The organism is Streptomyces sp. SID13726 (assembly GCF_010548375.1).
In the GTDB taxonomy this organism is placed as follows: Bacteria; Actinomycetota; Actinomycetes; order Streptomycetales; family Streptomycetaceae; genus Streptomyces.
This window is the reverse complement of record NZ_JAAGLY010000007.1, coordinates 383,261-405,299: the sequence shown is the minus strand read 5'-3', so window position 1 is coordinate 405,299 and position 22,039 is coordinate 383,261. Positions and strand designations below refer to the sequence as shown.

Below are 22,039 nucleotides of genomic sequence, written 5' to 3'. Positions count from 1 at the left end.
AGGTCGCGATCAGCCCTTGAGGGCCGCGTCCAGCGCCGTGGTGAAGTCGGCGACCGTCATCGGCGCGCTCTTGCCGTCGGAGCCGGTCAGCGTCTTGCCGTCCATCTTCAGGGTGGGGGTGCCGCTGACGCCGTCCTTGTTGAACTTGTCGGACATGTCCAGGGCCCACTTGTCGTAGGTGCCGTTCTTCACGGCGTCCTGGAAGGTCTTGTTGTCCTTCAGTGCGGGGACGGTCTGCGCGATCTTGATGAGGTAGGAGTCGTCCTTGAACTTGTCGGGGCCGGTCTCCTCGGGGTGCCACTTCGTGGAGTACATCGCGGTCTTGTACTCCAGGAACGCCTCGGGGCTGACGTTCAGCGCCGCGCCCAGGGCGCTCAGGCCGTTCTTGGAGCCCTCGCCGCCGAGGTTGCCGTCGAGGAAGGAGGCGCCGACGAACTGGATCTTGAACTTGCCCTCGTCGAAGTCCTTCTTCACGGTCGAGCCGACGGTCTGCTCGAACTGGGCGCAGACCGGGCAGCGCGGGTCCTCGTACATGACCAGCGTCTTCTTGGCGGTGCTCTTGCCCATGACGACCGTGGTGCCGTTGGTGCCCGAGGTGTTGGCCGGCTTGACGAGCTTGTCGCTCTTGGCCTCTTCCCAGTAGCTGGGCTTGTTGCCCTGGACGACCGCGTAGCTGATGCCGCCGGCTATCGCCAGGACGCCGACTATGGAGCAGACGACGATGATCTGCCGCTTCACCTTGTCGCGCTTGGCCTGGCGCTCGCGCTCCTGCCGCAGCCGCTCACGGGCGGCGGTCTTCGCGGCCTGGCTGTTCCGCTTGCTCATTTCGTTGTTCTCCATCAGGGGACGCGCACAGCTGGTGTGCGGGGGATACGTAGGTCGGGACTGGTGGTGCTCGGATGCTGTCCGGTTCAGAGGGCAGCGACCGAGCACGGCGGTCCACGCCGTCCCAGGGAGTGCACGAGGATCTCGTCGAGTACGACGGCCGTACGGCGGCCCGGGCGCACCGGGCGGCCCGGCTCCGGCGCCGACCGCACGGTCAGCGAGGCCGCCGCGAGGAGCAGCGGCCGGAACGTCGTGGCGGCCACGGCCCGCAGCAGCTGGGCCAGCGCCCGCTCGCCGCGGCGCAGCCAGGCGGCCGCCAGCAGACCCACACCGATGTGCGCGCCCAGCAGCAGCCAGGCGGTGGCCGGGTCGGCGTGGGCCAGCAGACCGCCGAGCCGCTCCGGGTCGGTGCCGGTCATCCGGGCCAGCGGCGAGCCGACACTGGTGCCGTCGCCGCAGAACACGTCCCAGCCGACCGAGCGCAGCGGGCCCGTGACCGGGCCGCCCGCGGCGCCGTAGCAGACGTGCTGGCCGGTGGTGAAGACGGTGTCGGCGGCCAGCTCCAGCGGGATCAGCACGGCGGCGATCCGGCCGAAGCCGCGCTCCCGGCCGGCCAGCGCGAACGCGAGCGCGAACACGGCGGCGGCGACGGCCGCCACCGTGTTCAGCGGCAGGGGAGCCCGGGACAGCAGGACGTGCGACGCGGTGCTGAGCGTCACGACGAGTGCCGTGAACAGCGCCGCGCGGAGCGCTCGTAGCTGGGTCCCGGATATGTCCATAGCGTGGAGAGTGTGTCACGCGGGCCTGTAAGGGACCCCTAAAGGGTCACTGTGAACGGCCCGTCGTTATCGACTGGTCACAGACCGGGGATCCGGCCGTTGCGGAACAGGTCCACGAAGGTCTGGTGGTCGGCACGCGCGCGTGCGCCGTAGCTGTGCGCGAAGTCGACCAGGAGGCCCGCGAAGCCGTCCTCGTCGGCCGCGATGGCCGCGTCGATGGCCCGCTCGGTCGAGAAGGGCACCAGGGACTCGCCGGACTGGTCGTCCGCCGCCCCGTGCATGGTGGCCGTGGCCCGGCCGAGGTCGGCGACGACCGCCGCGATCTCTTCCGGGTCGTCGATGTCGCTCCAGTCCAGATCCACGGCGTACGGCGAGATCTCGGCGACCAGCTGGCCCGCCCCGCCCAGCTCGGTCCAGCCCAGCCACGGGTCGGCGTGCTGCTGGAGGGCGCGCTGGGAGATCACCGTGCGGTGACCCTCGTGCTGGAAGTAGTCCCGGATCGCCGGGTCGGTGATGTGCCGGGAGACGGCCGGGGTCTGGGCCTGCTTGATGTAGATCACGACGTCGTTCTCCAGGGCGTCGCTGTGGCCCTCCAGGAGGATGTTGTACGACGGCAGCCCCGCCGAGCCGATGCCGATGCCCCGGCGGCCGACCACGTCCTTGACGCGGTAGGAGTCCGGACGGGCCAGGGAGGTCTCCGGCAGCGTCTCCAGATAGCCGTCGAAGGCCGCGAGCACCTTGTAGCGGGTCGCCGCGTCCAGCTCGATCGAACCGCCGCCGCCCGCGAACCGGCGCTCGAAGTCACGGATCTCCGTCATCGACTCCAGGAGCCCGAAGCGGGTCAGGGAGCGCGCGTCGCGCAGCGCGTCCAGGAGCGGGCCCTCGGCGGTGTCCAGCGTGAACGGCGGCACCTCGTCGCTCTTGGCGCCGGTCGCCAGGGCGTGGATGCGCTCGCGGTACGCGCCCGCGTACACCCGCACCAGCTCGCTGATCTGGTCGTCGCCGAGCGCCTTCGCGTACCCGATCAGCGCGATGGAGGCGGCGAAGCGCTTGAGGTCCCAGGTGAAGGGGCCGACGTAGGCCTCGTCGAAGTCGTTGACGTTGAAGATCAGCCGGCCGTTGGAGTCCATGTACGTGCCGAAGTTCTCCGCGTGCAGGTCGCCGTGGATCCACACGCGCGAGGTGCGCTCGTCCAGGTACGGGCCACCTCGCTTCTCGGCGTCCAGGTCGTGGTAGAAGAGCGCGGCCGTACCCCGGTAGAACGCGAACGCCGAGGCCGCCATCTTGCGGAACTTCACCCGGAACGCTGCCGGGTCGGCGGCCAGGAGCTCGCCGAAGGCGGTGTCGAAGACAGCGAGGATCTCCTCGCCGCGGTGCTCGTCGTTGAGCTGCGGAACCGACATCGCGGGGTGCCTCCTGGTGCATGTGTACGACAGCGTTTCTGTCGTCTCTCCAACGGGCGGGCCCGGATGAAAGTGCCCGCGACCCTCGTTGTGAAGGTACGCGGGGCGACCCTCTGAGTGTCAGTGCCGAGGCATAGACTTCCGAGCTGTCCCCCGAACTGTCCGCCCGCCTGTCGCCGAGTGTTTTCCATGGAGGCCACGCCGTGTCAAAGCCGCCGTTCACGCACCTGCACGTCCACACCCAGTACTCCCTGCTGGACGGTGCCGCGCGGCTCAAGGACATGTTCAACGCGTGCAACGAGATGGGCATGACCCATATCGCCATGTCCGACCACGGCAACCTCCACGGGGCGTACGACTTCTTCCATACGGCGAAGAAGGCCGGGGTCACCCCGATCATCGGGATCGAGGCGTACGTCGCCCCCGAGTCCCGGCGCAACAAGCGCAAGATCCAGTGGGGCCAGCCGCACCAGAAGCGGGACGACGTCTCCGGTTCCGGTGGTTACACCCACAAGACGATGTGGGCCGTGAACTCGACCGGCCTGCACAACCTCTTCAAGCTCTCCTCGGACGCCTACGCCGAGGGCTGGCTCCAGAAGTGGCCCCGGATGGACAAGGAGACGATCTCCCAGTGGTCCGAGGGGATCGTCGCCTCCACCGGCTGCCCCTCCGGCGAGCTCCAGACCCGGCTCCGGCTCGGCCAGTACGACGAGGCCCTGAAGGCCGCCTCCGAGTACCAGGACATCTTCGGCAAGGACCGCTACTTCCTGGAGCTGATGGACCACGGCATCGAGATCGAGCACCGGGTCCGCGACGGCCTCCTGGAGATCGGCAAGAAGCTCGGCATCCCGCCGCTGGTCACCAACGACTCGCACTACACGTACGCGCACGAGGCGACCGCCCACGACGCCCTGCTGTGCATCCAGACCGGCAAGAACCTCTCCGACCCGGACCGCTTCAAGTTCGACGGCACCGGCTACTACCTGAAGTCCACGGACGAGATGTACGCCGTCGACTCCTCGGACGCCTGGCAGGAGGGCTGCGCCAACACCCTCCTGGTCGCCGAGATGGTCGACACCACCGGCATGTTCGTCGAGAAGAACCTCATGCCGAAGTTCGACATCCCCGAGGGCTACACCGAGGTCTCCTGGTTCCGCGAGGAGACCATGCGCGGCATGCACCGCCGCTTCCCCGGTGGCATCCCGGACGACCGCATGAAGCAGGTCGAGTACGAGATGGACACCATCATCTCGATGGGCTTCCCGGGCTACTTCCTCGTCGTCGCCGACTTCATCATGTGGGCCAAGAAGCAGGGCATCGCGGTCGGTCCGGGCCGAGGCTCCGCGGCCGGTTCGATCGTCGCGTACGCCATGGGCATCACCGACCTCGACCCGATCCCGCACGGCCTGATCTTCGAGCGGTTCCTCAACCCCGAGCGCATCTCGATGCCCGATGTCGACATCGACTTCGACGAGCGCCGGCGCGTCGAGGTGATCCGGTACGTGACGGAGAAGTACGGCTCCGACAAGGTCGCCATGATCGGCACCTACGGCAAGATCAAGGCCAAGAACGCGATCAAGGACTCCGCGCGCGTGCTGGGCTACCCGTACGCGATGGGCGACCGCCTCACCAAGGCGATGCCCGCCGACGTCCTCGGCAAGGGCATCGACCTCGACGGCATCACCAACCCCTCGCACCCGCGCTACGGCGAGGCGGGCGAGATCCGCGGGATGTACGAGAACGAACCGGACGTCAAGAAGGTCATCGACACCGCCAAGGGCGTCGAGGGCCTGGTCCGGCAGATGGGTGTGCACGCGGCCGGCGTGATCATGTCCAGCGAGCCCATCGTCGACCACGCCCCGATCTGGGTGCGGCACACCGACGGCGTCACCATCACGCAGTGGGACTACCCGCAGTGCGAGTCGCTCGGCCTGCTGAAGATGGACTTCCTCGGCCTGCGCAACCTGACGATCATGGACGACGCCGTCAAGATGGTGAAGTCCAACAAGGGCGTCGACCTCGACCTGCTGGCCCTGCCGCTCGACGACCCGAAGACCTTCGAACTCCTCCAGCGCGGTGAGACCCTGGGCGTCTTCCAGTTCGACGGCGGCCCCATGCGTTCGCTGCTGCGCCTGATGAAGCCCGACAACTTCGAAGACATCTCCGCCGTCTCGGCGCTCTACCGTCCGGGCCCGATGGGCATGGACTCGCACACCAACTACGCGTTGCGCAAGAACAAGCTCCAGGAGATCACCCCGATCCACAAGGAGCTGGAGGAGCCGCTCGAAGAGGTCCTCGCGGTCACCTACGGCCTGATCGTCTACCAGGAGCAGGTGCAGAAGGCCGCCCAGATCATCGCCGGCTACTCGCTCGGCGAGGCCGACATCCTGCGCCGGGTGATGGGCAAGAAGAAGCCCGACGAACTCGCCAAGAACTTCGTCCTCTTCCAGGCCGGCGCGCAGAACAAGGGCTTCAGCGACGAGGCGATCCAGGCCCTGTGGGACGTGCTGGTCCCGTTCGCCGGCTACGCGTTCAACAAGGCGCACTCCGCCGCGTACGGCCTGGTCTCGTACTGGACCGCCTACCTCAAGGCGAACTACCCCGCCGAGTACATGGCCGGTCTGCTCACCTCGGTCAAGGACGACAAGGACAAGTCGGCCGTCTACCTCAACGAGTGCCGGCGCATGGGCATCAAGGTGCTCCCGCCGAACGTCAACGAGTCGGTGCACAACTTCGCCGCGCAGGGCGACGACGTGATCCTCTTCGGCCTGGAGGCGGTCCGCAACGTCGGCACCAACGTGGTGGAGTCGATCATCAGGAGCCGCAAGGCCAAGGGGAAGTACGGCTCGTTCCCCGACTACCTCGACAAGGTCGAGGCGGTCGCCTGCAACAAGCGGACCACGGAATCGCTGATCAAGGCCGGTGCCTTCGACACCCTCGGGCACACCCGCAAGGGCCTCACCGCCCAGTACGAGCCGATGATCGACAACGTGGTGCAGGTCAAGCGCAAGGAGGCCGAGGGGCAGTTCGACCTCTTCGGCGGGATGGGCGAGGAGGAGAGCGACGAACCCGGCTTCGGACTCGACGTGCAGTTCACCGAGGACGAGTGGGACAAGACCTATCTGCTCGCCCAGGAGCGGGAGATGCTCGGTCTCTACGTCTCCGACCACCCGCTCTTCGGTCTGGAGCACGTGCTCTCCGACAAGGCCGACGCGGGCATCGCCCAGCTGACCGGCGGTGAGCACTCGGACGGCGCGGTCGTCACCATCGGCGGCATCATCTCGGGCCTCCAGCGCAAGATGACCAAGCAGGGCAACGCCTGGGCGATCGCCACCGTCGAGGACCTCGCCGGTTCCATCGAGTGCATGTTCTTCCCGGCGACCTACCAGCTGGTCTCGACCCAACTCGTCGAGGACGCCGTGGTGTTCGTCAAGGGCCGCCTCGACAAGCGCGAGGACGTGCCGCGGCTGGTCGCGATGGAGCTCCAGGTCCCCGACCTGTCCAACGCGGGCACCAACGCGCCGGTGATCCTCACCATCCCGGCCACCCGGGTCACCCCGCCGATGATCAGCCGCCTCGGCGAGATCCTCACCCACCACAAGGGCGAGAGCGAGGTCCGCATCAAGCTCCAGGGCCCGACGAAGACGACGATCCTGCGGCTTGACCGGCACCGGGTGAAGCCTGACCCGGCGCTCTTCGGCGACCTCAAGGTGCTGCTCGGACCGTCCTGCCTGGCGGGCTGAGCGAACAGACGGACGGAAGGGGCGCACCCGTGACCGGGTGCGCCCCTTCCGTGTACCCGGGTCTCAACAACCCTTCACACACATGTCAGTTGTGGCCGAAGCGCTTCTGCCGCCCTTTGCGGGCCATGTCACCGGGGGTCACCTGGGTGGCACGCTGTTCGGCCTGCTGCTCCATGGAGGACTGCTCGGCCTGCTGCCGCCCGCGCTCGGACTGCGGCTGCTTGCGGTCACGGTTCTTGTTCTTGGCCATGGTGATCTGCCTCCTGAGGGGGATCTAGGGGCCAGGGCCGGGACCAGATTCACATAGGCTGACAAGAGGCGCATTTCGGATAATTACCGTGTGTGACAGGGAATGTCGCCGGCCGATGCCCGGAAACGCCACGCCGAAGATCGAGTTCGGGCCGTTAACCCTCGCGTGGTCGGGCAGACTCGAAGGAAGCCCGAAGCAAACCTCCCGGAAAGAGGGTGGATCGCGTGGACCGCTGCATCGTCCTGGTGGACGCCGGGTATCTGCTGGGGGCCGCCGCCAGTCTCCTCGCCGGAGAGCCCTCACGTTCCCGCATCACCGTCGACCACGCCGCCCTCGTGCAGGGGCTGCGCGACCGTGCCGAGTCCGACACGGAACGACCCCTGCTGCGCATCTACTGGTTCGACGGCGCCCCCGACCGCGTCCCGCAGCCCGAGCACCGCAGGCTGCGCGTGATGCCCCGGGTCACCGTGCGGCTCGGCGCCCTGACCCGCAGCGACGGGCGCTGGGCCCAGAAGGGCGTGGACGCCGCCATGCACGCCGAGCTGACCGAGCTGGCCCGCAACCGCGCCTGCTCCGACGTCGTCCTGGTCACCGGCGACGGCGATCTGCTGCCGGGCATGATGGCGGCCAAGGAGCACGGGGTCGCCGTACACCTGTGGGCCGTGCAGGCCGCCGACGGGGACTACAACCAGTCCGAGGACCTGGTCGCCGAGGCGGACGAGCGGCGGGTGCTGGACCGTACGTGGATCACCAAGGCCGTACGCGCGAAGGAGCTCGGCGGGACCTGCGCGCCGCCGCCCGCGCCCCGGCCCGAGATCGCCGCGATCCTCTCGGCGCCGCTGCCCGAGTCCACGCTCGCGCCCGCTCCCGAGCGGACCGCCGAGGACGCCGAGCACGCCCCGGCGGACGCCTCGGAGAACGGCACGCAGGAGCGGGTGCCGGCGCCCAAGGGGGTGCCGACGCCCAAGGACCTCGCCGCCCTGCGGGCCCCCGGCGCGCAGCCCGCCCAGCATCCCGCGAGCGCGACCCTCAGGTGGTCCTCCGACAAGGGCTGGGTCGACCGGCCCGGAGGCGCCGCCGAGCCGCCCGAGGTCGCCTCCATGCCGACGCTCGCGCAGCTCACCACCGCCGAGCAGCGGTGGGCCGACCGGGAGGAGGACATCACCACGGTCGGCGGGGACCCCTTCGAGGTGGGGCAGGTCTTCGCGCGGCGGTGGATGGAGCGGCTGGGCGAACAGGCGCATCTGCAGAAGCTGTCCGGGATGTACCCGCGGGTCCCGCACCGGATCGACGGCGAGCTGCTCAGGTACGCGGCCCGGTTCGGGCTGCTCGCGCACAAGGACGACCAGATCGACGAGCACGACCGGTACGCGATCAGGGCCGGGTTCTGGCGCGAGATCGACGTACGGACGGCGGCGGAACACGCGCCCGCCGGTGAGTGAGTTCTGTCGCGTATTTCGGTATGAGAGCCGCCCCGGGAACGGCGTGGCGCTCCGGACCCCGTAGTCTCGTCCCTTGTGAGTACGCGCGCGGCACAGGGACTTCGGCACGGTGGTGAGGTCGTGTGCGCGGTGCGTGGGCTGACCAAGACCTATCCGGCCGTGCGCGGGCGCCGCGGGACCCCGGGGACGCCCGAGGTGCGGGCCACCGACGACGTACGCCTCGACATCCGCCGGGGTGAGATCTTCGGGCTGCTCGGGCCGAACGGCGCCGGCAAGACCACTCTCGTACGACAGCTCACCGGGCTCATGCGGCCCGACCGGGGCAGCGTCGAGATCCTCGGGCACGACATCGTGCGCCATCCGGACCGGGCCTCGCGGATCCTCGCCTACCTCGGCCAGGAGTCCACCGCCCTCGACGAGCTGACCGTCTCGCTCGCCGCCGAGACCACCGGGCGGCTGCGCGGCCTGGAGGCCGGACAGGCGCGGGCCGAGCGGGACGCCGTACTCGACGAACTGGGGCTCACGCCGATCGCCGGGCGGCCGATCAAGAAGCTGTCCGGCGGGCAGCGGCGGCTCGCGTGCTTCGCGGCGGCGCTCGTGGGGGAGCGGCCGCTGCTCGTGCTGGACGAGCCGACCACCGCGATGGACCCCGTGGCGCGGCGCGCGGTGTGGTCCGCCGTGGACCGGCGGCGGGCCGAGCATGGCGCGACCGTGCTGCTCGTCACCCACAACGTCATCGAGGCGGAGACCGTGCTGGACCGGGTCGCCGTCCTCGACCAGGGCCGGGTCATCGCCTGCGACACGCCCTCCGGGCTCAAGGAGCAGGTCGCCGGGGAGGTCCGCGTGGATCTCGTATGGCGCGAGGCGGCCCCGCTGCACGTGCCCGAGGTGGCCGCGCTCCGGGACCGGGCCGTGGCCTCCGGGCGCCGCTGGACGCTGCGGCTCGCCCCCGACGAGGCCCGCGCGGTCGTCGCCACCGTCACCGGCGGGGCCGCGTTCGCCGCCCTCGACGACTTCACGCTCGCCACGCCCAGCCTGGAGGACGTGTACCTCGCGCTGGGCGGGGCCGCGCAGCAGGGGCTGGTGAAGGCTTGAGCACTTTGAGTACGCGGACTGCCGTATCCGTACGTCACAGGGCGACCGCCGGAGCGAAGAGGAGCAGAGCCACGTGAGTGTCGTACCCGCCGAGGTGCTGCCGGGCAGTGCTCTGGCCGTCGAGGAGACGGGCCGGGACACGGCGGCCGAACTCGGTCCGCGCGCGCGGCTGTGGCCGTCGCTGGCGGCCGTGTACCGGGCGCAGCTGTCCCGGGCGAGGGTCGCGCGCATCCCGCTGCTGTTCGTGGCGACCTTCCAGTCCGTCGGGATCATGATCCTGATGCGCGGGGTCGTGGACGGCGGCGGTGAGGCGCAGTCGGTGGTCGCCGGGGCGTCCGTGCTGGTCGTGGCCTTCGTCGCGCTCAATCTGCTCGCGCAGTACTTCGGCCAGCTGCGGGCGAGCGGCGGGCTCGACCACTACGCCACGCTGCCGGTGCCGCCGGCCGCCGTGGTGCTGGGCGCCGCGGGGGCGTACGCCTCCTTCACGGTGCCCGGGACCGTGGTGACCGCCGTCTTCGGGTGTGTGCTGTTCGGGCTGCCGCTGGCGCATCTGTGGGTGCTGGTCGCGGTGATCCCGCTCGCGGGTGCCGCCCTCGCGGGGCTCGGCGCGGCCCTCGGGCTGCTCGCGCCCCGGCCCGAGCTGGCCACCCTGCTCGGGCAGCTCGGGATGTCCGCCGCGCTGCTGCTCGGGGTGCTGCCCGCCGACCGGATGCCGGAAGCGGTGCGGTTCGCGCGGGACCTGCTGCCTTCGACCTACGGTGTCGAGGCGTTCGCGCGTACCTTCGGACCGCATCCCGACTGGGCGTTCGTGCTCGGGGACCTCGCCGTGTGCGGGTGCGTGGGCGTCGTCTCGCTGGCCGTCGCCACCTGGGCCTACCGTCGGGCGGCCGTCCGGTGACGCGCCGCACAGGCGGGCCTGGCACGATGTCAGGGTGACCGCACCGTTGACGCCTCCGCCTCCGCCGCACGAACCGACTCCGCGGGATTCGTCCCCGCAGGATCCTTGGCAGGCGCCTCCTGCCGGGTACGCGGCGCCTGCTCCTGTCGCCGTCGCCGGGTACGGGCACGAGGGGCCCGGGATGCGGGTCGAGCTGCTGGAGGCCGTGGTGGTCACGGTGGTTCTCGCGGTGCTCGGGGCGCTGCTCGGAGTGTTGTGGTCGTGGCTGGCTCCTCATGTGCCGCTCGTCGGGGACGTGGACGGGCAGGGGAGCTGGGTCGTCTATCTCAAGGACACCGAGGGGGAGCAGGCGGTGGGGGTGGACGGGACGTTCACTCTGCTGGCGCTGGCGTTCGGTTTTGTGACCGCGCTCGTGGTGTTCGTCTGGCGGCGGCGGGGTGGGGTGCCGTTGGTGGTGGGGCTGGCTGTCGGGGGGCTGCTCGGGTCGTTGCTCGCCTGGCGGGTGGGGATGTGGTTGGGGCCGTCGTCGGATGTGCTGGCCCATGCGAAGTCCGTGGGCAAGGGGGTCACGTTCTCCGCGCCGCTGAAGTTGGGGGCGAAGGGGGCGTTGCTTGCCTGGTCGTTGGCCGGGCTGGTGGTTCATCTGGGGCTCACGGCGTTGTTCGGGCCGCGGGATCCTGAGCCGGTCTACGGGGTGGGTGTGGGGCAGGACGGGTTCGGGGCGCCTGTGCAGTAGGGGCGTTTCTTCGCCCCCGCCGCCCCTACCCGTCCCATCCCCAGGGGCTGCCGCCCCTTCGACCCCGCTCCTGGGGGCTGCGCCCCCAGACCCCGCTTCGGCCCTGAAGGGGCCTTGTCCTCAAACGCCGGACGGGCTGGAGTGCCTGGGCCGGTGTGCCAGGGGTGGAGCCCCCTCGGGTGGGCGGGGGCTCGGGATGGAAATCGGTCGCGGCCTCGGGCGCCGGATGGGCTGGAAGTGCCGGGGCCGGTGTTCCAGGGGTTGGAGCGTCCGTCAGTCGTCCTCAAGCACACCGGTAGAGCTCCCCCGTCCCTCGACGAGGGAGCCGGTGTTGCTGGTGGGGTTGTCAGGCCGGGCGCCTGCCGTGGTTGGAGCGGCCCTTCTTGGTGCGCCATTTGCGTTTTCTGGTTTTCTTCGACATGCCTTCTCTCATTAACCGAGGAAGGGGATGCCGTCGAGGGGTCAGGCGCGGGCGATCGGGGCCAGGGTCGCGTTCGTGAGGGTGGTCAGGGACGTCGGGGAGAGTTCCACCTCCAGACCACGGCGGCCGGCCGAGACGCAGATCGTCTCGTGGCCGGCGGCGGAGGCGTCCAGGACCGTGGGGAGCTTCTTGCGCTGGCCCAGGGGGGAGATGCCGCCTCGGACGTAGCCGGTGGTGCGTTCGGCGAGGGTCGGGTCGGCCATGGTGGCTCGCTTGGCGGAGAGGGCGGTCGCCAGGGCCTTCAGGTCCAGGGAGCCCGCCACCGGGACCACCGCCACCGCCAGGGCGCCGTCCACCTCCGCCACCAGGGTCTTGAAGACGCGGTCCGGGGAGACTCCCATCGCCTCGGCCGCCTCCTCGCCGTAGGACGGGTGGGACGGGTCGTGGTCGTAGGCGTGGACCGTGTACGACACTCCCGCGGCCGTCAGGGCCACCGTGGCCGGTGTTCCGCCGGACTGCTGCCTGGACTTCTTGGCCATGGCTCCTTGTTTTCTTTGCGTCTTCGCTGCGCGCTCATGCCGCCGCCCCGCCCGGAACAGTGCCCGGGCGGGGCGGCGATGTCCAGTCACGCCAAGCTCAGCAGTCGGCCTTCGGCGTCTCGAACGTCCCCTGGCCGTCGACCTTGAGCAGTCCGACGTACGGCCTGCACGGGTAGGAGATGTTCCAGGTGCTGTTGGCCCGCTCGTGGGCGCTGATGGTCTTCTTCGCGCCGTATGTCGTACCGGCGCTGCTGCGGAAGCCGAGGTGCGCCGTGATGGTGCCGCCGCCGTCCTTGTTGTAGAAGACCTCGATGCGGCTCGGCGAGGTGTTGAGCGAGATGCAGAGCGTGCCGTTGCTCAGCTTCGTGCATTCGACGCGGTTCCCGTCGGCGTGGGCCGGGGCCATCATCAGCGCGGAGCTGACGGCCACACCGGCGGTCACCGTGAGGATGTTGCGCAGCCTGATCAAGTTGAATCCCCTCGTACTTGATGGTCATGGCCATGGTCAATTGGCCGTTGGCGATCATAGGCACGCTGATCTTCGATTGCCAGCTCTTTAATCGGACTGGCGTTCAGTTCAGGCTCGTCGGACCGCGCGTCAGCTCCGCCGCCGGCAACGACGGAAGGCTGCGGATGATCGCCGTCTCCGCGCGCAGCAGTTTCAGCTCGTCGCGGAGCCGGGACGCGGTGTCGGGGGCCTGGAGCAGGCGCTGCTTCGCCGGGACGTCCAGCATCATCGCCGCCGCCACCAGGTAGGAGACGACCGACGGCTCGTCGGGGAGGTCGGTGCCGGAGGAGAGGGAGCGTTCCCGCGCCCCCGCCAGGCGCTTCTGGTACTGCCGGAAGGCCCTCAGCACCCCTTCCGCGAGCGCCCCGGACTCGTCGCCCGGCTCTTCCGGCAGCTCCTCCAGTTCGGCCGTCAGGAACGGGCCCGAGGCGTCGACCGACAGCAGCCGCACCCGGGTCGTGCCCGTCGCCAGGACCTCGAAGGTGCCGTCGGCACGCTCCCGTACCGTCGCCGCGTCGGCGACACAGCCGACCGCGTGGAACGCCTTGAGCGGTTCCTCGCCGAACCCGGCCGCCGGGCCGCGCTCGGGCGAGGCCGTCCGGTCCGGCATCCCGGGGGCGCTGGGCGCCACCTCGTGGCCGTCGCGGATTGCCACGACGGCGAAGCGGCGCGGTTCCTCCTCGGGGGTCTTCAGCAGCTCGCGCATCATGGCGCGATAGCGCTCCTCGAAGACGTTGAGAGGAAGCACGAGCCCCGGGAACAGCACCGAGTTCAGGGGGAAGAGCGGGAGTCGCACGGTGGTCACGGCGCCAAAGCCTAATGGCCCCCGGAGCGGACACGTCCCGCGTGCTCGCTCCGCGGATGGATCAGCGCACGCCGCCGGACCTCCTCGCGGACCTCCAGGAACCGGCCGAGCGGGTCGTCGGACTCCCGGCTCCACGGGAACGAGGTCGCGTACGGGCCGATCAGGCGCAGCTCTTCCAGGGCGTCCGTCCAGCGGTCGAGGCGTACCAGGACGTACACCAGCTTGTTGCGGATCTCGGCGGGCCAGGCGTCGGCCGCCGGGAAGCCGGCCGAGAGCTCGATCGCCCGGTCGGCCGCCGCGTCCAGCCGCGCGCGGGGCACCACGGGCCCGCCGCCGTCGGTGAGACAGGCGAGGGCCGCCCGCGCGGGCAGCGCCTGGACGAGGGAGCCGGGCGGGGCGTCCTGCGCGGCCCGTTCGGCGAAGTCGAGGCACTCGCGGTGCGAGCCGCGCCAGGACTCGGTGAGATAGCGCAGGGCGGCCACATGGCAGCCGTAGTGCAGCGGGGCGCGCCGGACGGCCGCCTCCCACAGCTCACCGAAGTAGACGTGCCCGGCCCGCGAGCCGCGTGCGTGGTCCAGCGCCAGGCGCCATGGCACCGGGTCGCGGTCGTCACCGCGCGCGGCGGCCGTGATCAGCGGGCTCACCTCGCGCAGCAGCTCCGCGCGGGCCGGTGAGCCCCAGGCGCGGTCCACCGCGAGCTGGGCGCCCAGCAGCAGCTGGTCCGGGTCGTACGGGGCCTCGGCGCGCCAGCTGTCGTACCACTCGGGGCGCGAGCGGGCGAAGGCGGACAGCCGCCGCACGTACCGGTCGCGCAGCTCCCAGGCGGCGTTCTCGCGGCTCGCGGCGAGCAGCTCGGCCGCCCGCCCGTACCCGCCCTGCCCGGCCGCGACCAGCGCGGGTCCGAGCCGGTCGTCGGGCGCGTCGAGAAGCACCTCGTCGTCGGCGGGCAGTCCGCCGGTGAGGTACACGGGCATCCGTGACGCGCGGATGAAGGGGGGCAGCAGAGCCATGGTGTCGACCATTGAAAGACCGCTGGTCAATGCTGCGCCAGTGCGAACGTGCAACTTGTAGAAAGTTGTACGCCCGTCGGTCAAGGGAAGTTAAAAAGGTGACCGTTGATCAACTTCTGTCACGGAGGCCCCGCTAGTTGCGCCGCAGCAGCCTCGTGGCGCCCGCTGCCACCGTCGTGGCCAGGATCCAGCCCGCCAGGATCATCGCGGCCGCCAGCCACTGCCAGCCGCCGCGCAGCTGCCAGAAGCCGACCTGGCCCAGGTCGATGACCGGAAGCAGCAAGTCCAGGGCGAACAGGGCCGGGTTCCACGTCGGATGCTCGGTGCCCTTGACCGGTGGATGGCTCGCGTGTGCGAACGCCAGCGAGCCCGCCGCCCACAGCACCGCCATCCATACGGCGGCCCGGCCCGGCCGGTACCCGTAGGCGACCGTCCAGTCCTGCACGTACCCCCACAGCTTGGCGGCCAGGGGCAGACTCTCGCGGTGCCGGCGCTGCTTGGCGAGCAGCACCTCGCGCGCGTCCTCGTCCTCACCGCCGGCCCGCAGCACCGCGGCGAGCCGTTCGTACGGCTCCGGGTTGTACTCGGCGGTCGCCGCCGCCACCCACTCCAGCCGCTCGGCCAGCGGGAAGGGCCCATGCGGAACGAGGCTCTCGTAGGCGAAGCCGCCCATGTGCAGATTGCCGGGGTCCGGCCAGGCGCTCGCCCGGTCCACGAGGTTGCCGACCCGCGCCCCCGAAAGGACGACCTTGCCGCGCTGCGGCTTCTCGCCCAGGAAGCGCAGTTCCGGCGCCTGGACGCGGCGCAGCGACAGCTCCTGCTCGTCGGTGAAGGTGAACCGGGCCCGCTCCAGGTCGAGGGCGTCCCCGAACCTGCCGTCGTCCAGCCGGATCCCGCCCTGGCACTCGAAACGCTGGATACGCGTCCCGCGCGCGGGGGTCGCCCCGCTCAGCATGGAGGCGCCGACGCCCGCCGGAGTCAGGTACAGCGTGCGCTCGACGGTCAGCTGCGGGGCGTTCAGCGCGAGGCGGCCGTACGGGTTGGCCAGCCGGGCGCCGCGCAGGCTCAGCGAGACGCCGACGGTGGCGCTGCGCAGGCTCAGCTCGCCGTGCGACTCCAGGAGCTCGGCCTGGAGGTCCTGGCCGACGGTCATGCCGTCCGCGGCGATCGAACGGCCGCTGCGGTCGCGGTACACGATCGCCTGGTTCATCAGCAGATCCGTGCCGATGTGCGCGTCGGTCAGCCGTACGCCGTTGTGGAACCGGCACCGGGGGAGGTGCAGATCGCCCTCGGTGTGCACCCGGGCCGCCTCCAGCCTCGGCACCGAGCAGTTCACGAACCGCGCGGTGGTGAAGCGGGCCTCCGGCAGCAGGATCTCCCGCTCGAAACGGCAGCCCTTCATCTCCAGATACGGCACCACGGTGCCGCCCGCGAGATCCAGCGAGCCGCTGATCTGCACACCGGTGAGCTTCAGGGACGAGACCCGGCCCGCGAGCGCGGGCGGACCGTCCAGGAGCAGCCAGCACACGATCCGCGCGCGTACCGTCCGCTCCGGTCCCCACGGATGTCCGCCGTGCGGATCGTCCACGACGGTGTCGCCGCTGCTCAGGTCGTACACGGTGCCGTTGCGGAAGGCCTGCCACATGCCGGCCTCGGCGGCGGTCAGATCGTCCGGCAGGTCTCCGTCCCGGATACCGGCCCCCTCGGTCACGGTTCTTCCAGCTCCTTGCGGCTCGTCGGATTCGTACAACCGGTCATGCCCGCTCAGTAACCCCTCGAACGCCAGACGTGAAGGGGATCTTCCGGGTTGCGTATCAGCCACTGGAATGCGCGAACGGGCCCTGAGGTGGGTCTGAGAGAATTGGGAACGTGATCTCCCGAATCGATCTGCGCGGCGACGCCCTTCCTGAGGGACCCGCCCTGCGCGACCTGCTGCCCCGAGCCGACTTCGACGTTCAGGCCGCCCTGGAGAAGGTGCGTCCGATCTGCGAGGCCGTGCATCATCGGGGCGACGCGGCGCTGATCGACTTCGCCGAGAAGTTCGACGGGGTGCGGCTGGACCGGGTGCGGGTGCCCGTGGAGGCTCTCTCGCGCGCGCTGGACGAACTCGACCCCGCTGTGCGCGCGGCCCTGGAGGAGTCCATCCGCCGCGCCCGTCTCGTCCACCGCGAGCAGCGCCGCGGCACCCACACGACCCAGGTCGTGCCGGGCGGCAGCGTGACCGAGAAGTGGGTGCCCGTCGACCGGGTCGGGCTGTACGCGCCCGGCGGCCGGTCCGTCTACCCGTCCTCCGTGATCATGAACGTGGTGCCCGCGCAGGAGGCCGGCGTCGAGTCGATCGCGCTCGCCTCCCCGGCGCAGGCCGAGTTCGACGGCTTCCCGCACCCGACGATCCTCGCCGCGTGCGCGCTGCTCGGCGTCGACGAGGTGTACGCCGCCGGTGGCGCGACCGCCGTCGCGATGTTCGCCCACGGCACCGAGTCCTGCCCGCCCGCCAACATGGTCACCGGGCCCGGCAACATCTGGGTCGCCGCCGCCAAGCGCTACTTCACCGGCAAGATCGGCATCGACGCCGAGGCCGGCCCGACCGAGATCGCGGTCCTCGCGGACTCCACCGCCGACCCGGTGCACGTGGCGTCGGACCTGATCAGCCAGGCCGAGCACGACCCGCTGGCCGCCGCCGTCCTGGTCACCGACTCCGTCGAGCTGGCGGACGCGGTCGAGAAGGAGCTGGAGCCGCAGGTCGCGGCCACCAAGCACATCGAGGACCGGATCGTGCCCGCGCTGAGGGGCCGCCAGTCCGCGATCGTCCTCGTCGACGGCATCGACGAGGGGCTCAGGGTCGTCGACGCGTACGGCGCCGAGCACCTGGAGATCCAGACGGCCGACGCCGCCGCGGTGGCCGACCGGGTGCGCAACGCCGGCGCGATCTTCATCGGGCCCTGGGCGCCGGTCTCCCTCGGTGACTACGCGGCCGGGTCCAACCACGTGCTCCCGACCGGCGGTTGCGCCTGCCACTCCTCGGGCCTGTCCGTCCAGTCCTTCCTGCGCGGCATCCACATCGTCGACTACACGAAGGACGCGCTCGCCGACGTGGCGCATCACGTGGTGACGCTGGCGGAGGCGGAGGACCTGCCCGCGCACGGCGCGGCGATCAAGGCTCGGTTCGACTGGAAGGTACCCGGAAGCAAGTGACCGGCATCGACGATCTCCCTGTACGGGACGAGCTGCGCGGCAAGTCCCCCTACGGCGCGCCCCAGTTGGACGTCCCCGTACGGCTGAACACCAACGAGAACCCCTATCGGCTGCCCGAGCCGCTGGTCGAGCGCATCGCCGAGCGCGTCCGCGAGGCCGCCCGCGACCTCAACCGCTACCCGGACCGGGACGCGGTCGAGCTGCGCACCCAGCTCGCCAAGTACCTGACGGACACCTCCGGGCACGAGGTGGGCCTGGCCAACGTCTGGGCCGCCAACGGCTCCAACGAGGTCATCCAGCAGCTGCTCCAGACCTTCGGCGGACCGGGTCGTACGGCGATCGGCTTCGAGCCGTCGTACTCGATGCACGGCCTGATCGCGCGCGGGACGGGCACGGGCTGGATCTCGGGTCCCCGGAACGACGACTTCACGATCGACGTCGAGACGGCCGTGCAGGCGATCGCCTCGCAGCGGCCGGACGTCGTGTTCGTCACGACCCCGAACAACCCCACGGGCAACGCCGTCCCGCCCGAGACGGTCCTCGCGCTGTACGAGGCCGCGCAGGCGGCGAAGCCGTCCATGGTCGTGGTCGACGAGGCGTACATCGAGTTCAGCCACGGCGACTCGCTGCTGCCGCTCATCGAGGGGCGGCCGAACCTCGTCGTCTCGCGGACGATGTCGAAGGCGTTCGGGGCGGCGGGGCTGCGCCTCGGCTATCTCGCCGCGCACCCGGCGGTCGTGGACGCCGTGCAGCTCGTACGGCTGCCCTACCACCTGTCGGCCGTCACCCAGGCGACCGCGCTCGCCGCCCTGGAGCACACCGGCACGCTGCTCAAGTACGTCGAGCAGCTGAAGGCCGAGCGGGACCGGCTGGTGAGCGAGTTGCGGGCGATCGGCTTCGAGGTCGTGGAGTCGGACGCGAACTTCGTGCAGTTCGGGCGCTTCGAGGGCCCCGGCGGTTCGCACGCGGCCTGGCAGAAGATCCTCGACCAGGGCGTCCTGGTCCGGGACAACGGCATTCCGGGGTGGCTGCGGGTGTCCGCCGGAACCCCGGAGGAGAACGACGCGTTCCTCGACGCGGTACGTGAACTGAAGAAGGAGCAGAGCGCATGAGCCGCGTGGGACGCGTGGAACGAGTCACCAAGGAGACCTCGGTGCTCGTCGAGATCGATCTCGACGGCAGCGGAAAGGTCGACGTGTCGACAAGGGTCGGCTTCTACGACCACATGCTCGACCAGCTCGGCCGGCACGGTCTGTTCGACCTCACCGTGAAGACCGAGGGCGACCTGCACATCGACTCGCACCACACCATCGAGGACACCGCCCTCGCGCTCGGCGCCGCCTTCAAGCAGGCGCTCGGCGACAAGGTGGGGATCTACCGCTTCGGCAACTGCACGGTCCCGCTGGACGAGTCCCTCGCCCAGGTGACGGTGGACCTGAGCGGCCGCCCGTACCTCGTGCACACCGAGCCCGAGAAGATGGCGCCGATGATCGGCGAGTACGACACCACGATGACCCGGCACATCCTGGAGTCCTTCGTCGCCCAGGCGCAGATCGCCCTGCACGTGCACGTGCCGTACGGGCGCAACGCGCACCACATCGTGGAGTGCCAGTTCAAGGCGCTGGCCCGGGCCCTGCGCTACGCCTCCGAGCGCGACCCGCGCGCGGCCGGCATCCTCCCCTCCACGAAGGGCGCGCTGTGAACGGCCTCTCCACGATCCTGATCGTCGTCGGCCTCTTCCTGGCAGGCGGCATCTACTCCTTCGTCAAGCAGGGGATGCCGAAGCAGCTCATCGTGCTGCTCTCCGTTGGCGCCGCGATGTGCCTGGTCGCCGGTGTCATGAGGCTGGAGGTGTGGAGTTGAGCACCGCGTCCTCGAAGAAGGTCGTCGTCTTCGACTACGGCTTCGGCAACGTACGGTCCGCCGAGCGTGCCCTCGCGCGCGCGGGCGCCGAGGTCGAGATCACGCGTGACTACGACACGGCCATGAACGCCGACGGCCTGCTGGTGCCCGGCGTCGGCGCCTTCGCCGCCTGCATGCGGGGCCTCAAGGAGGCGCGCGGCGACTGGATCATCGACCGCCGGCTGTCCGGCGGGCGCCCGGTCATGGGCATCTGCGTCGGCATGCAGATCCTCTTCGCGCGCGGCATCGAGCACGGCGTGGAGAGCGAGGGCCTCGACGAGTGGCCCGGCTCGGTCGAGCCGCTGAAGGCCGACATCGTGCCCCACATGGGCTGGAACACCGTCGACGCGGCGGCCGGCTCCCAGCTGTTCGCGGGGCTCGACGCGGACGCCCGCTTCTACTTCGTGCACTCCTACGCCGTCCACGACTGGTCGCTGGAGACGCTCAACCCGTCGATGCAGGCGCCGCTCGTGACCTGGTCGACGCACGGCAAGCCCTTCGTGGCCGCCGTGGAGAACGGCGCCCTGTGGGCCACGCAGTTCCACCCCGAGAAGTCCGGCGACGCCGGTGCGCAGCTGCTGAACAACTGGATCGGAACCCTCTGATGCCCTCGAAGCTTGAACTGCTCCCCGCCGTGGACGTCCGCGACGGCCAGGCCGTCCGCCTCGTGCACGGCGAGTCCGGGACCGAGACGTCGTACGGCTCCCCGCTGGAGGCCGCCCTGTCCTGGCAGCGGTCGGGCGCCGAGTGGCTGCACCTGGTCGACCTGGACGCGGCCTTCGGCACCGGCGACAACCGGGAGCTGGTCCGCCAGGTCACCGAGGCCATGGACATCAAGGTCGAGCTGTCCGGCGGCATCCGCGACGACGCCTCCCTCGCGGCCGCCCTCGCCACCGGCTGCACCCGGGTGAACCTCGGCACCGCCGCCCTGGAGAGCCCGGAGTGGGTCGCCAAGGTCATCGCCGAGCACGGCGACAAGATCGCGGTCGGTCTCGACGTACGCGGTACGACCCTCAAGGGCCGCGGCTGGACCAGCGAGGGCGGCGACCTCTACGAGGCGCTGGAGCGGCTCGACAAGGAGGGCTGCGCGCGGTACGTCGTCACCGACATCGCGAAGGACGGCACGCTCCAGGGCCCGAACCTGGAGCTGCTGCGCAATGTGTGCGCGGCGACCGACCGCCCTGTGGTGGCCTCCGGCGGGGTGTCCTCGCTGGACGACCTGCGGGCCATCGCCGAGCTGGTGCCCCTCGGTGTCGAGGGCTCCATCGTCGGGAAGGCCCTGTACGCGAAGGCGTTCACCCTGGAAGAGGCCCTGGAGGCGGTGGCTCAGTGAGCGATCTGCGACGCGTCACGACCGGTGCGCCCTGGGAGGAGACCTTCGGGTACTCCCGCGCGGTGCAGCTGCCCAACGGCCTGGTGCTGGTCTCCGGCTGCACCTCGGTGGTGGACGGCGAGATCGTCGCGGGCGATCCGTACGAGCAGACGGTCAACTCCTTCAACGTCGCGTTCGCCGCGCTGGAGGAGCTGGGCCTCGGCCGGGACGACGTCGTACGGACGCGCCTGTACATCACCCACGCGCGGGACGTCGACGAGGTCGGACGCGCTCACAAGGAGCTGTTCGACGCCGTCCGGCCCGCCGCATCCCTGATCATCGTCTCCGGCTTCGTGGACCCCAGCCTGGTGGTCGAGGTCGAGGTGGAGGCGTTCCGAGGAGACACCGCAGCATGACCCTCGCCGTACGAGTCATCCCCTGCCTGGACGTGGACAACGGCCGGGTCGTCAAGGGCGTCAACTTCCAGAACCTGCGCGACGCGGGCGACCCCGTCGAGATGGCCAAGGTGTACGACGCCGAGGGCGCCGACGAGCTGACGTTCCTGGACATCACCGCGTCCTCGGGCAACCGCGAGACCACCTACGACGTGGTGCGCCGCACTGCCGAGCAGGTGTTCATCCCGCTCACGGTCGGCGGCGGTGTCCGTACGGCCGAGGACGTGGACAGGCTGCTGCGGGCGGGCGCGGACAAGGTGGGCGTGAACACCGCAGCCATCGCGCGTCCCGAGCTGATCAAGGAGATCGCCGAGCGGTTCGGCCGGCAGGTGCTGGTGCTGTCGGTGGACGCGCGGCGCACCGAGTCGGGGTCCTTCGAGGTCACCACCCACGGCGGCCGCAAGGGCACCGGCATCGACGCCGTCGAGTGGGCGCACCGGGCCGCCGAGCTGGGCGCGGGGGAGATCCTGCTCAACTCGATGGACGCGGACGGCACCAAGGACGGCTACGACCTGGAGATGATCGAGGCCGTCCGCAAGCACGTGACGGTCCCGCTGATCGCCTCCGGCGGCGCGGGCAGGCTCGACCACTTCCCGCCGGCCATCGGTGCCGGGGCGGACGCGGTCCTCGCGGCCTCCGTCTTCCACTTCGGTGACCTGCGGATCGGTGAGGTCAAGGAGACGCTGCGGGGGGCCGGGCACCCGGTGCGGTGAGCGGACCC

At 70.5% G+C, this 22,039-nt stretch carries 22 protein-coding genes; 13 read left to right on the top strand and 9 right to left on the bottom strand.

The genetic code is table 11. The annotated features are described in order from the left end of the window. Positions 1 to 9: 9 nt before the first annotated feature. From G3I78_RS21550 to G3I78_RS21540, 3 genes are all read right to left on the bottom strand, one after another. A complete protein-coding gene (locus G3I78_RS21550; RefSeq protein WP_164427002.1) occupies positions 10 to 825 on the bottom strand; it encodes a thioredoxin domain-containing protein in 816 nt (271 codons plus the stop codon). Between the two features lie 86 nt (positions 826 to 911). After that, on the bottom strand, positions 912 to 1,604 hold the full coding sequence (locus G3I78_RS21545; RefSeq protein ID WP_164427000.1) for a hypothetical protein: 693 nt from the start codon (positions 1,602 to 1,604) through the stop codon (positions 912 to 914). Positions 1,605 to 1,681: 77 nt separating this feature from the next. After that, the gene (locus G3I78_RS21540; protein WP_164426998.1) at positions 1,682 to 3,007 is read right to left on the bottom strand and encodes a DUF2252 domain-containing protein; all 1,326 of its coding nucleotides are present in this window, start codon (positions 3,005 to 3,007) and stop codon (positions 1,682 to 1,684) included. 203 nt (positions 3,008 to 3,210) lie between these two features. Between G3I78_RS21540 and dnaE the strand changes: the two genes are divergently transcribed. After that, positions 3,211 to 6,750 carry a DNA polymerase III subunit alpha gene (gene dnaE, locus G3I78_RS21535; RefSeq protein ID WP_164426996.1) on the top strand — a complete coding sequence of 1,180 codons (3,540 nt, stop codon included), beginning with the start codon at positions 3,211 to 3,213 and terminating at the stop codon, positions 6,748 to 6,750. An 85-nt stretch (positions 6,751 to 6,835) separates the two neighbouring features. On the opposite strand, the gene G3I78_RS51240 is transcribed toward dnaE, so the two are convergent. Next, complete coding sequence (locus tag G3I78_RS51240) at positions 6,836 to 7,000, bottom strand: hypothetical protein (protein WP_203615243.1); 165 nt, start codon at positions 6,998 to 7,000, stop codon at positions 6,836 to 6,838. A 224-nt stretch (positions 7,001 to 7,224) separates the two neighbouring features. Between G3I78_RS51240 and G3I78_RS21530 the strand changes: the two genes are divergently transcribed. The 4 genes from G3I78_RS21530 to G3I78_RS21515 all read left to right on the top strand — a co-directional run bounded on the left by G3I78_RS21530 (position 7,225) and on the right by G3I78_RS21515 (position 11,171). Next, on the top strand, positions 7,225 to 8,442 hold the full coding sequence (locus tag G3I78_RS21530) for an NYN domain-containing protein (protein ID WP_164426993.1): 1,218 nt from the start codon (positions 7,225 to 7,227) through the stop codon (positions 8,440 to 8,442). 120 nt (positions 8,443 to 8,562) lie between these two features. Next, entirely contained in the window at positions 8,563 to 9,537 is a 975-nt protein-coding gene (locus G3I78_RS21525; RefSeq protein WP_164426991.1) for an ABC transporter ATP-binding protein, read from the top strand. A gap of 73 nt (positions 9,538 to 9,610) precedes the next feature. Further along, positions 9,611 to 10,435 (top strand): ABC transporter permease, encoded by an 825-nt coding sequence (locus tag G3I78_RS21520; protein WP_164426989.1) that lies wholly within the window; start codon positions 9,611 to 9,613, stop codon positions 10,433 to 10,435. Between the two features lie 34 nt (positions 10,436 to 10,469). Further along, complete coding sequence (locus G3I78_RS21515; RefSeq protein WP_164426987.1) at positions 10,470 to 11,171, top strand: DUF2567 domain-containing protein; 702 nt, start codon at positions 10,470 to 10,472, stop codon at positions 11,169 to 11,171. Positions 11,172 to 11,633: 462 nt separating this feature from the next. Here G3I78_RS21515 and ybaK read toward each other — a convergent pair whose 3' ends face one another. The 5 genes from ybaK to G3I78_RS21490 all read right to left on the bottom strand — a co-directional run bounded on the left by ybaK (position 11,634) and on the right by G3I78_RS21490 (position 16,165). Continuing rightward, the gene (gene ybaK / locus G3I78_RS21510; RefSeq protein WP_164426985.1) at positions 11,634 to 12,131 is read right to left on the bottom strand and encodes a Cys-tRNA(Pro) deacylase; all 498 of its coding nucleotides are present in this window, start codon (positions 12,129 to 12,131) and stop codon (positions 11,634 to 11,636) included. A 97-nt stretch (positions 12,132 to 12,228) separates the two neighbouring features. After that, positions 12,229 to 12,600, bottom strand: coding sequence for a hypothetical protein (locus tag G3I78_RS21505; protein WP_239157944.1), 372 nt, complete (start codon positions 12,598 to 12,600; stop codon positions 12,229 to 12,231). A gap of 103 nt (positions 12,601 to 12,703) precedes the next feature. Next, positions 12,704 to 13,444 carry an LON peptidase substrate-binding domain-containing protein gene (locus tag G3I78_RS21500; RefSeq protein ID WP_164426983.1) on the bottom strand — a complete coding sequence of 247 codons (741 nt, stop codon included), beginning with the start codon at positions 13,442 to 13,444 and terminating at the stop codon, positions 12,704 to 12,706. Between the two features lie 11 nt (positions 13,445 to 13,455). Continuing rightward, positions 13,456 to 14,466, bottom strand: a complete 1,011-nt coding sequence (locus G3I78_RS21495; RefSeq protein WP_164426981.1) for a hypothetical protein — start codon at positions 14,464 to 14,466, stop codon at positions 13,456 to 13,458. Positions 14,467 to 14,587: 121 nt separating this feature from the next. Then, a complete protein-coding gene (locus G3I78_RS21490; RefSeq protein WP_164426978.1) occupies positions 14,588 to 16,165 on the bottom strand; it encodes an oxidoreductase in 1,578 nt (525 codons plus the stop codon). Between the two features lie 158 nt (positions 16,166 to 16,323). Between G3I78_RS21490 and hisD the strand changes: the two genes are divergently transcribed. From hisD to hisF, 8 genes are read left to right on the top strand one after another with little or no spacing between them, the layout of a single operon-like run. Beyond that, positions 16,324 to 17,649 carry a histidinol dehydrogenase gene (gene hisD, locus G3I78_RS21485; RefSeq protein ID WP_164426976.1) on the top strand — a complete coding sequence of 442 codons (1,326 nt, stop codon included), beginning with the start codon at positions 16,324 to 16,326 and terminating at the stop codon, positions 17,647 to 17,649. After that, the gene (locus tag G3I78_RS21480) at positions 17,646 to 18,761 is read left to right on the top strand and encodes a histidinol-phosphate transaminase (RefSeq protein ID WP_164426974.1); all 1,116 of its coding nucleotides are present in this window, start codon (positions 17,646 to 17,648) and stop codon (positions 18,759 to 18,761) included. Before hisD ends, G3I78_RS21480 begins: the two co-directional genes overlap by 4 nt. Next, positions 18,758 to 19,351, top strand: a complete 594-nt coding sequence (gene hisB, locus G3I78_RS21475; protein WP_164426971.1) for an imidazoleglycerol-phosphate dehydratase HisB — start codon at positions 18,758 to 18,760, stop codon at positions 19,349 to 19,351. Before G3I78_RS21480 ends, hisB begins: the two co-directional genes overlap by 4 nt. Further along, positions 19,348 to 19,512 carry a hypothetical protein gene (locus G3I78_RS51235; protein WP_203615350.1) on the top strand — a complete coding sequence of 55 codons (165 nt, stop codon included), beginning with the start codon at positions 19,348 to 19,350 and terminating at the stop codon, positions 19,510 to 19,512. The genes hisB and G3I78_RS51235 overlap by 4 nt, the downstream gene beginning before the upstream one ends. Then, positions 19,503 to 20,156: an imidazole glycerol phosphate synthase subunit HisH gene (gene hisH, locus G3I78_RS21470; protein ID WP_164426969.1), complete on the top strand. Its 654-nt coding sequence runs from the start codon at positions 19,503 to 19,505 to the stop codon at positions 20,154 to 20,156. Before G3I78_RS51235 ends, hisH begins: the two co-directional genes overlap by 10 nt. Then, positions 20,156 to 20,884 (top strand): bifunctional 1-(5-phosphoribosyl)-5-((5-phosphoribosylamino)methylideneamino)imidazole-4-carboxamide isomerase/phosphoribosylanthranilate isomerase PriA, encoded by a 729-nt coding sequence (gene priA / locus G3I78_RS21465; protein WP_030318915.1) that lies wholly within the window; start codon positions 20,156 to 20,158, stop codon positions 20,882 to 20,884. The genes hisH and priA overlap by 1 nt, the downstream gene beginning before the upstream one ends. Beyond that, complete coding sequence (locus G3I78_RS21460) at positions 20,881 to 21,279, top strand: RidA family protein (protein WP_164426967.1); 399 nt, start codon at positions 20,881 to 20,883, stop codon at positions 21,277 to 21,279. Before priA ends, G3I78_RS21460 begins: the two co-directional genes overlap by 4 nt. Further along, positions 21,276 to 22,031 carry an imidazole glycerol phosphate synthase subunit HisF gene (hisF, locus tag G3I78_RS21455; RefSeq protein WP_164426965.1) on the top strand — a complete coding sequence of 252 codons (756 nt, stop codon included), beginning with the start codon at positions 21,276 to 21,278 and terminating at the stop codon, positions 22,029 to 22,031. Before G3I78_RS21460 ends, hisF begins: the two co-directional genes overlap by 4 nt. Positions 22,032 to 22,039 lie beyond the last annotated feature (8 nt).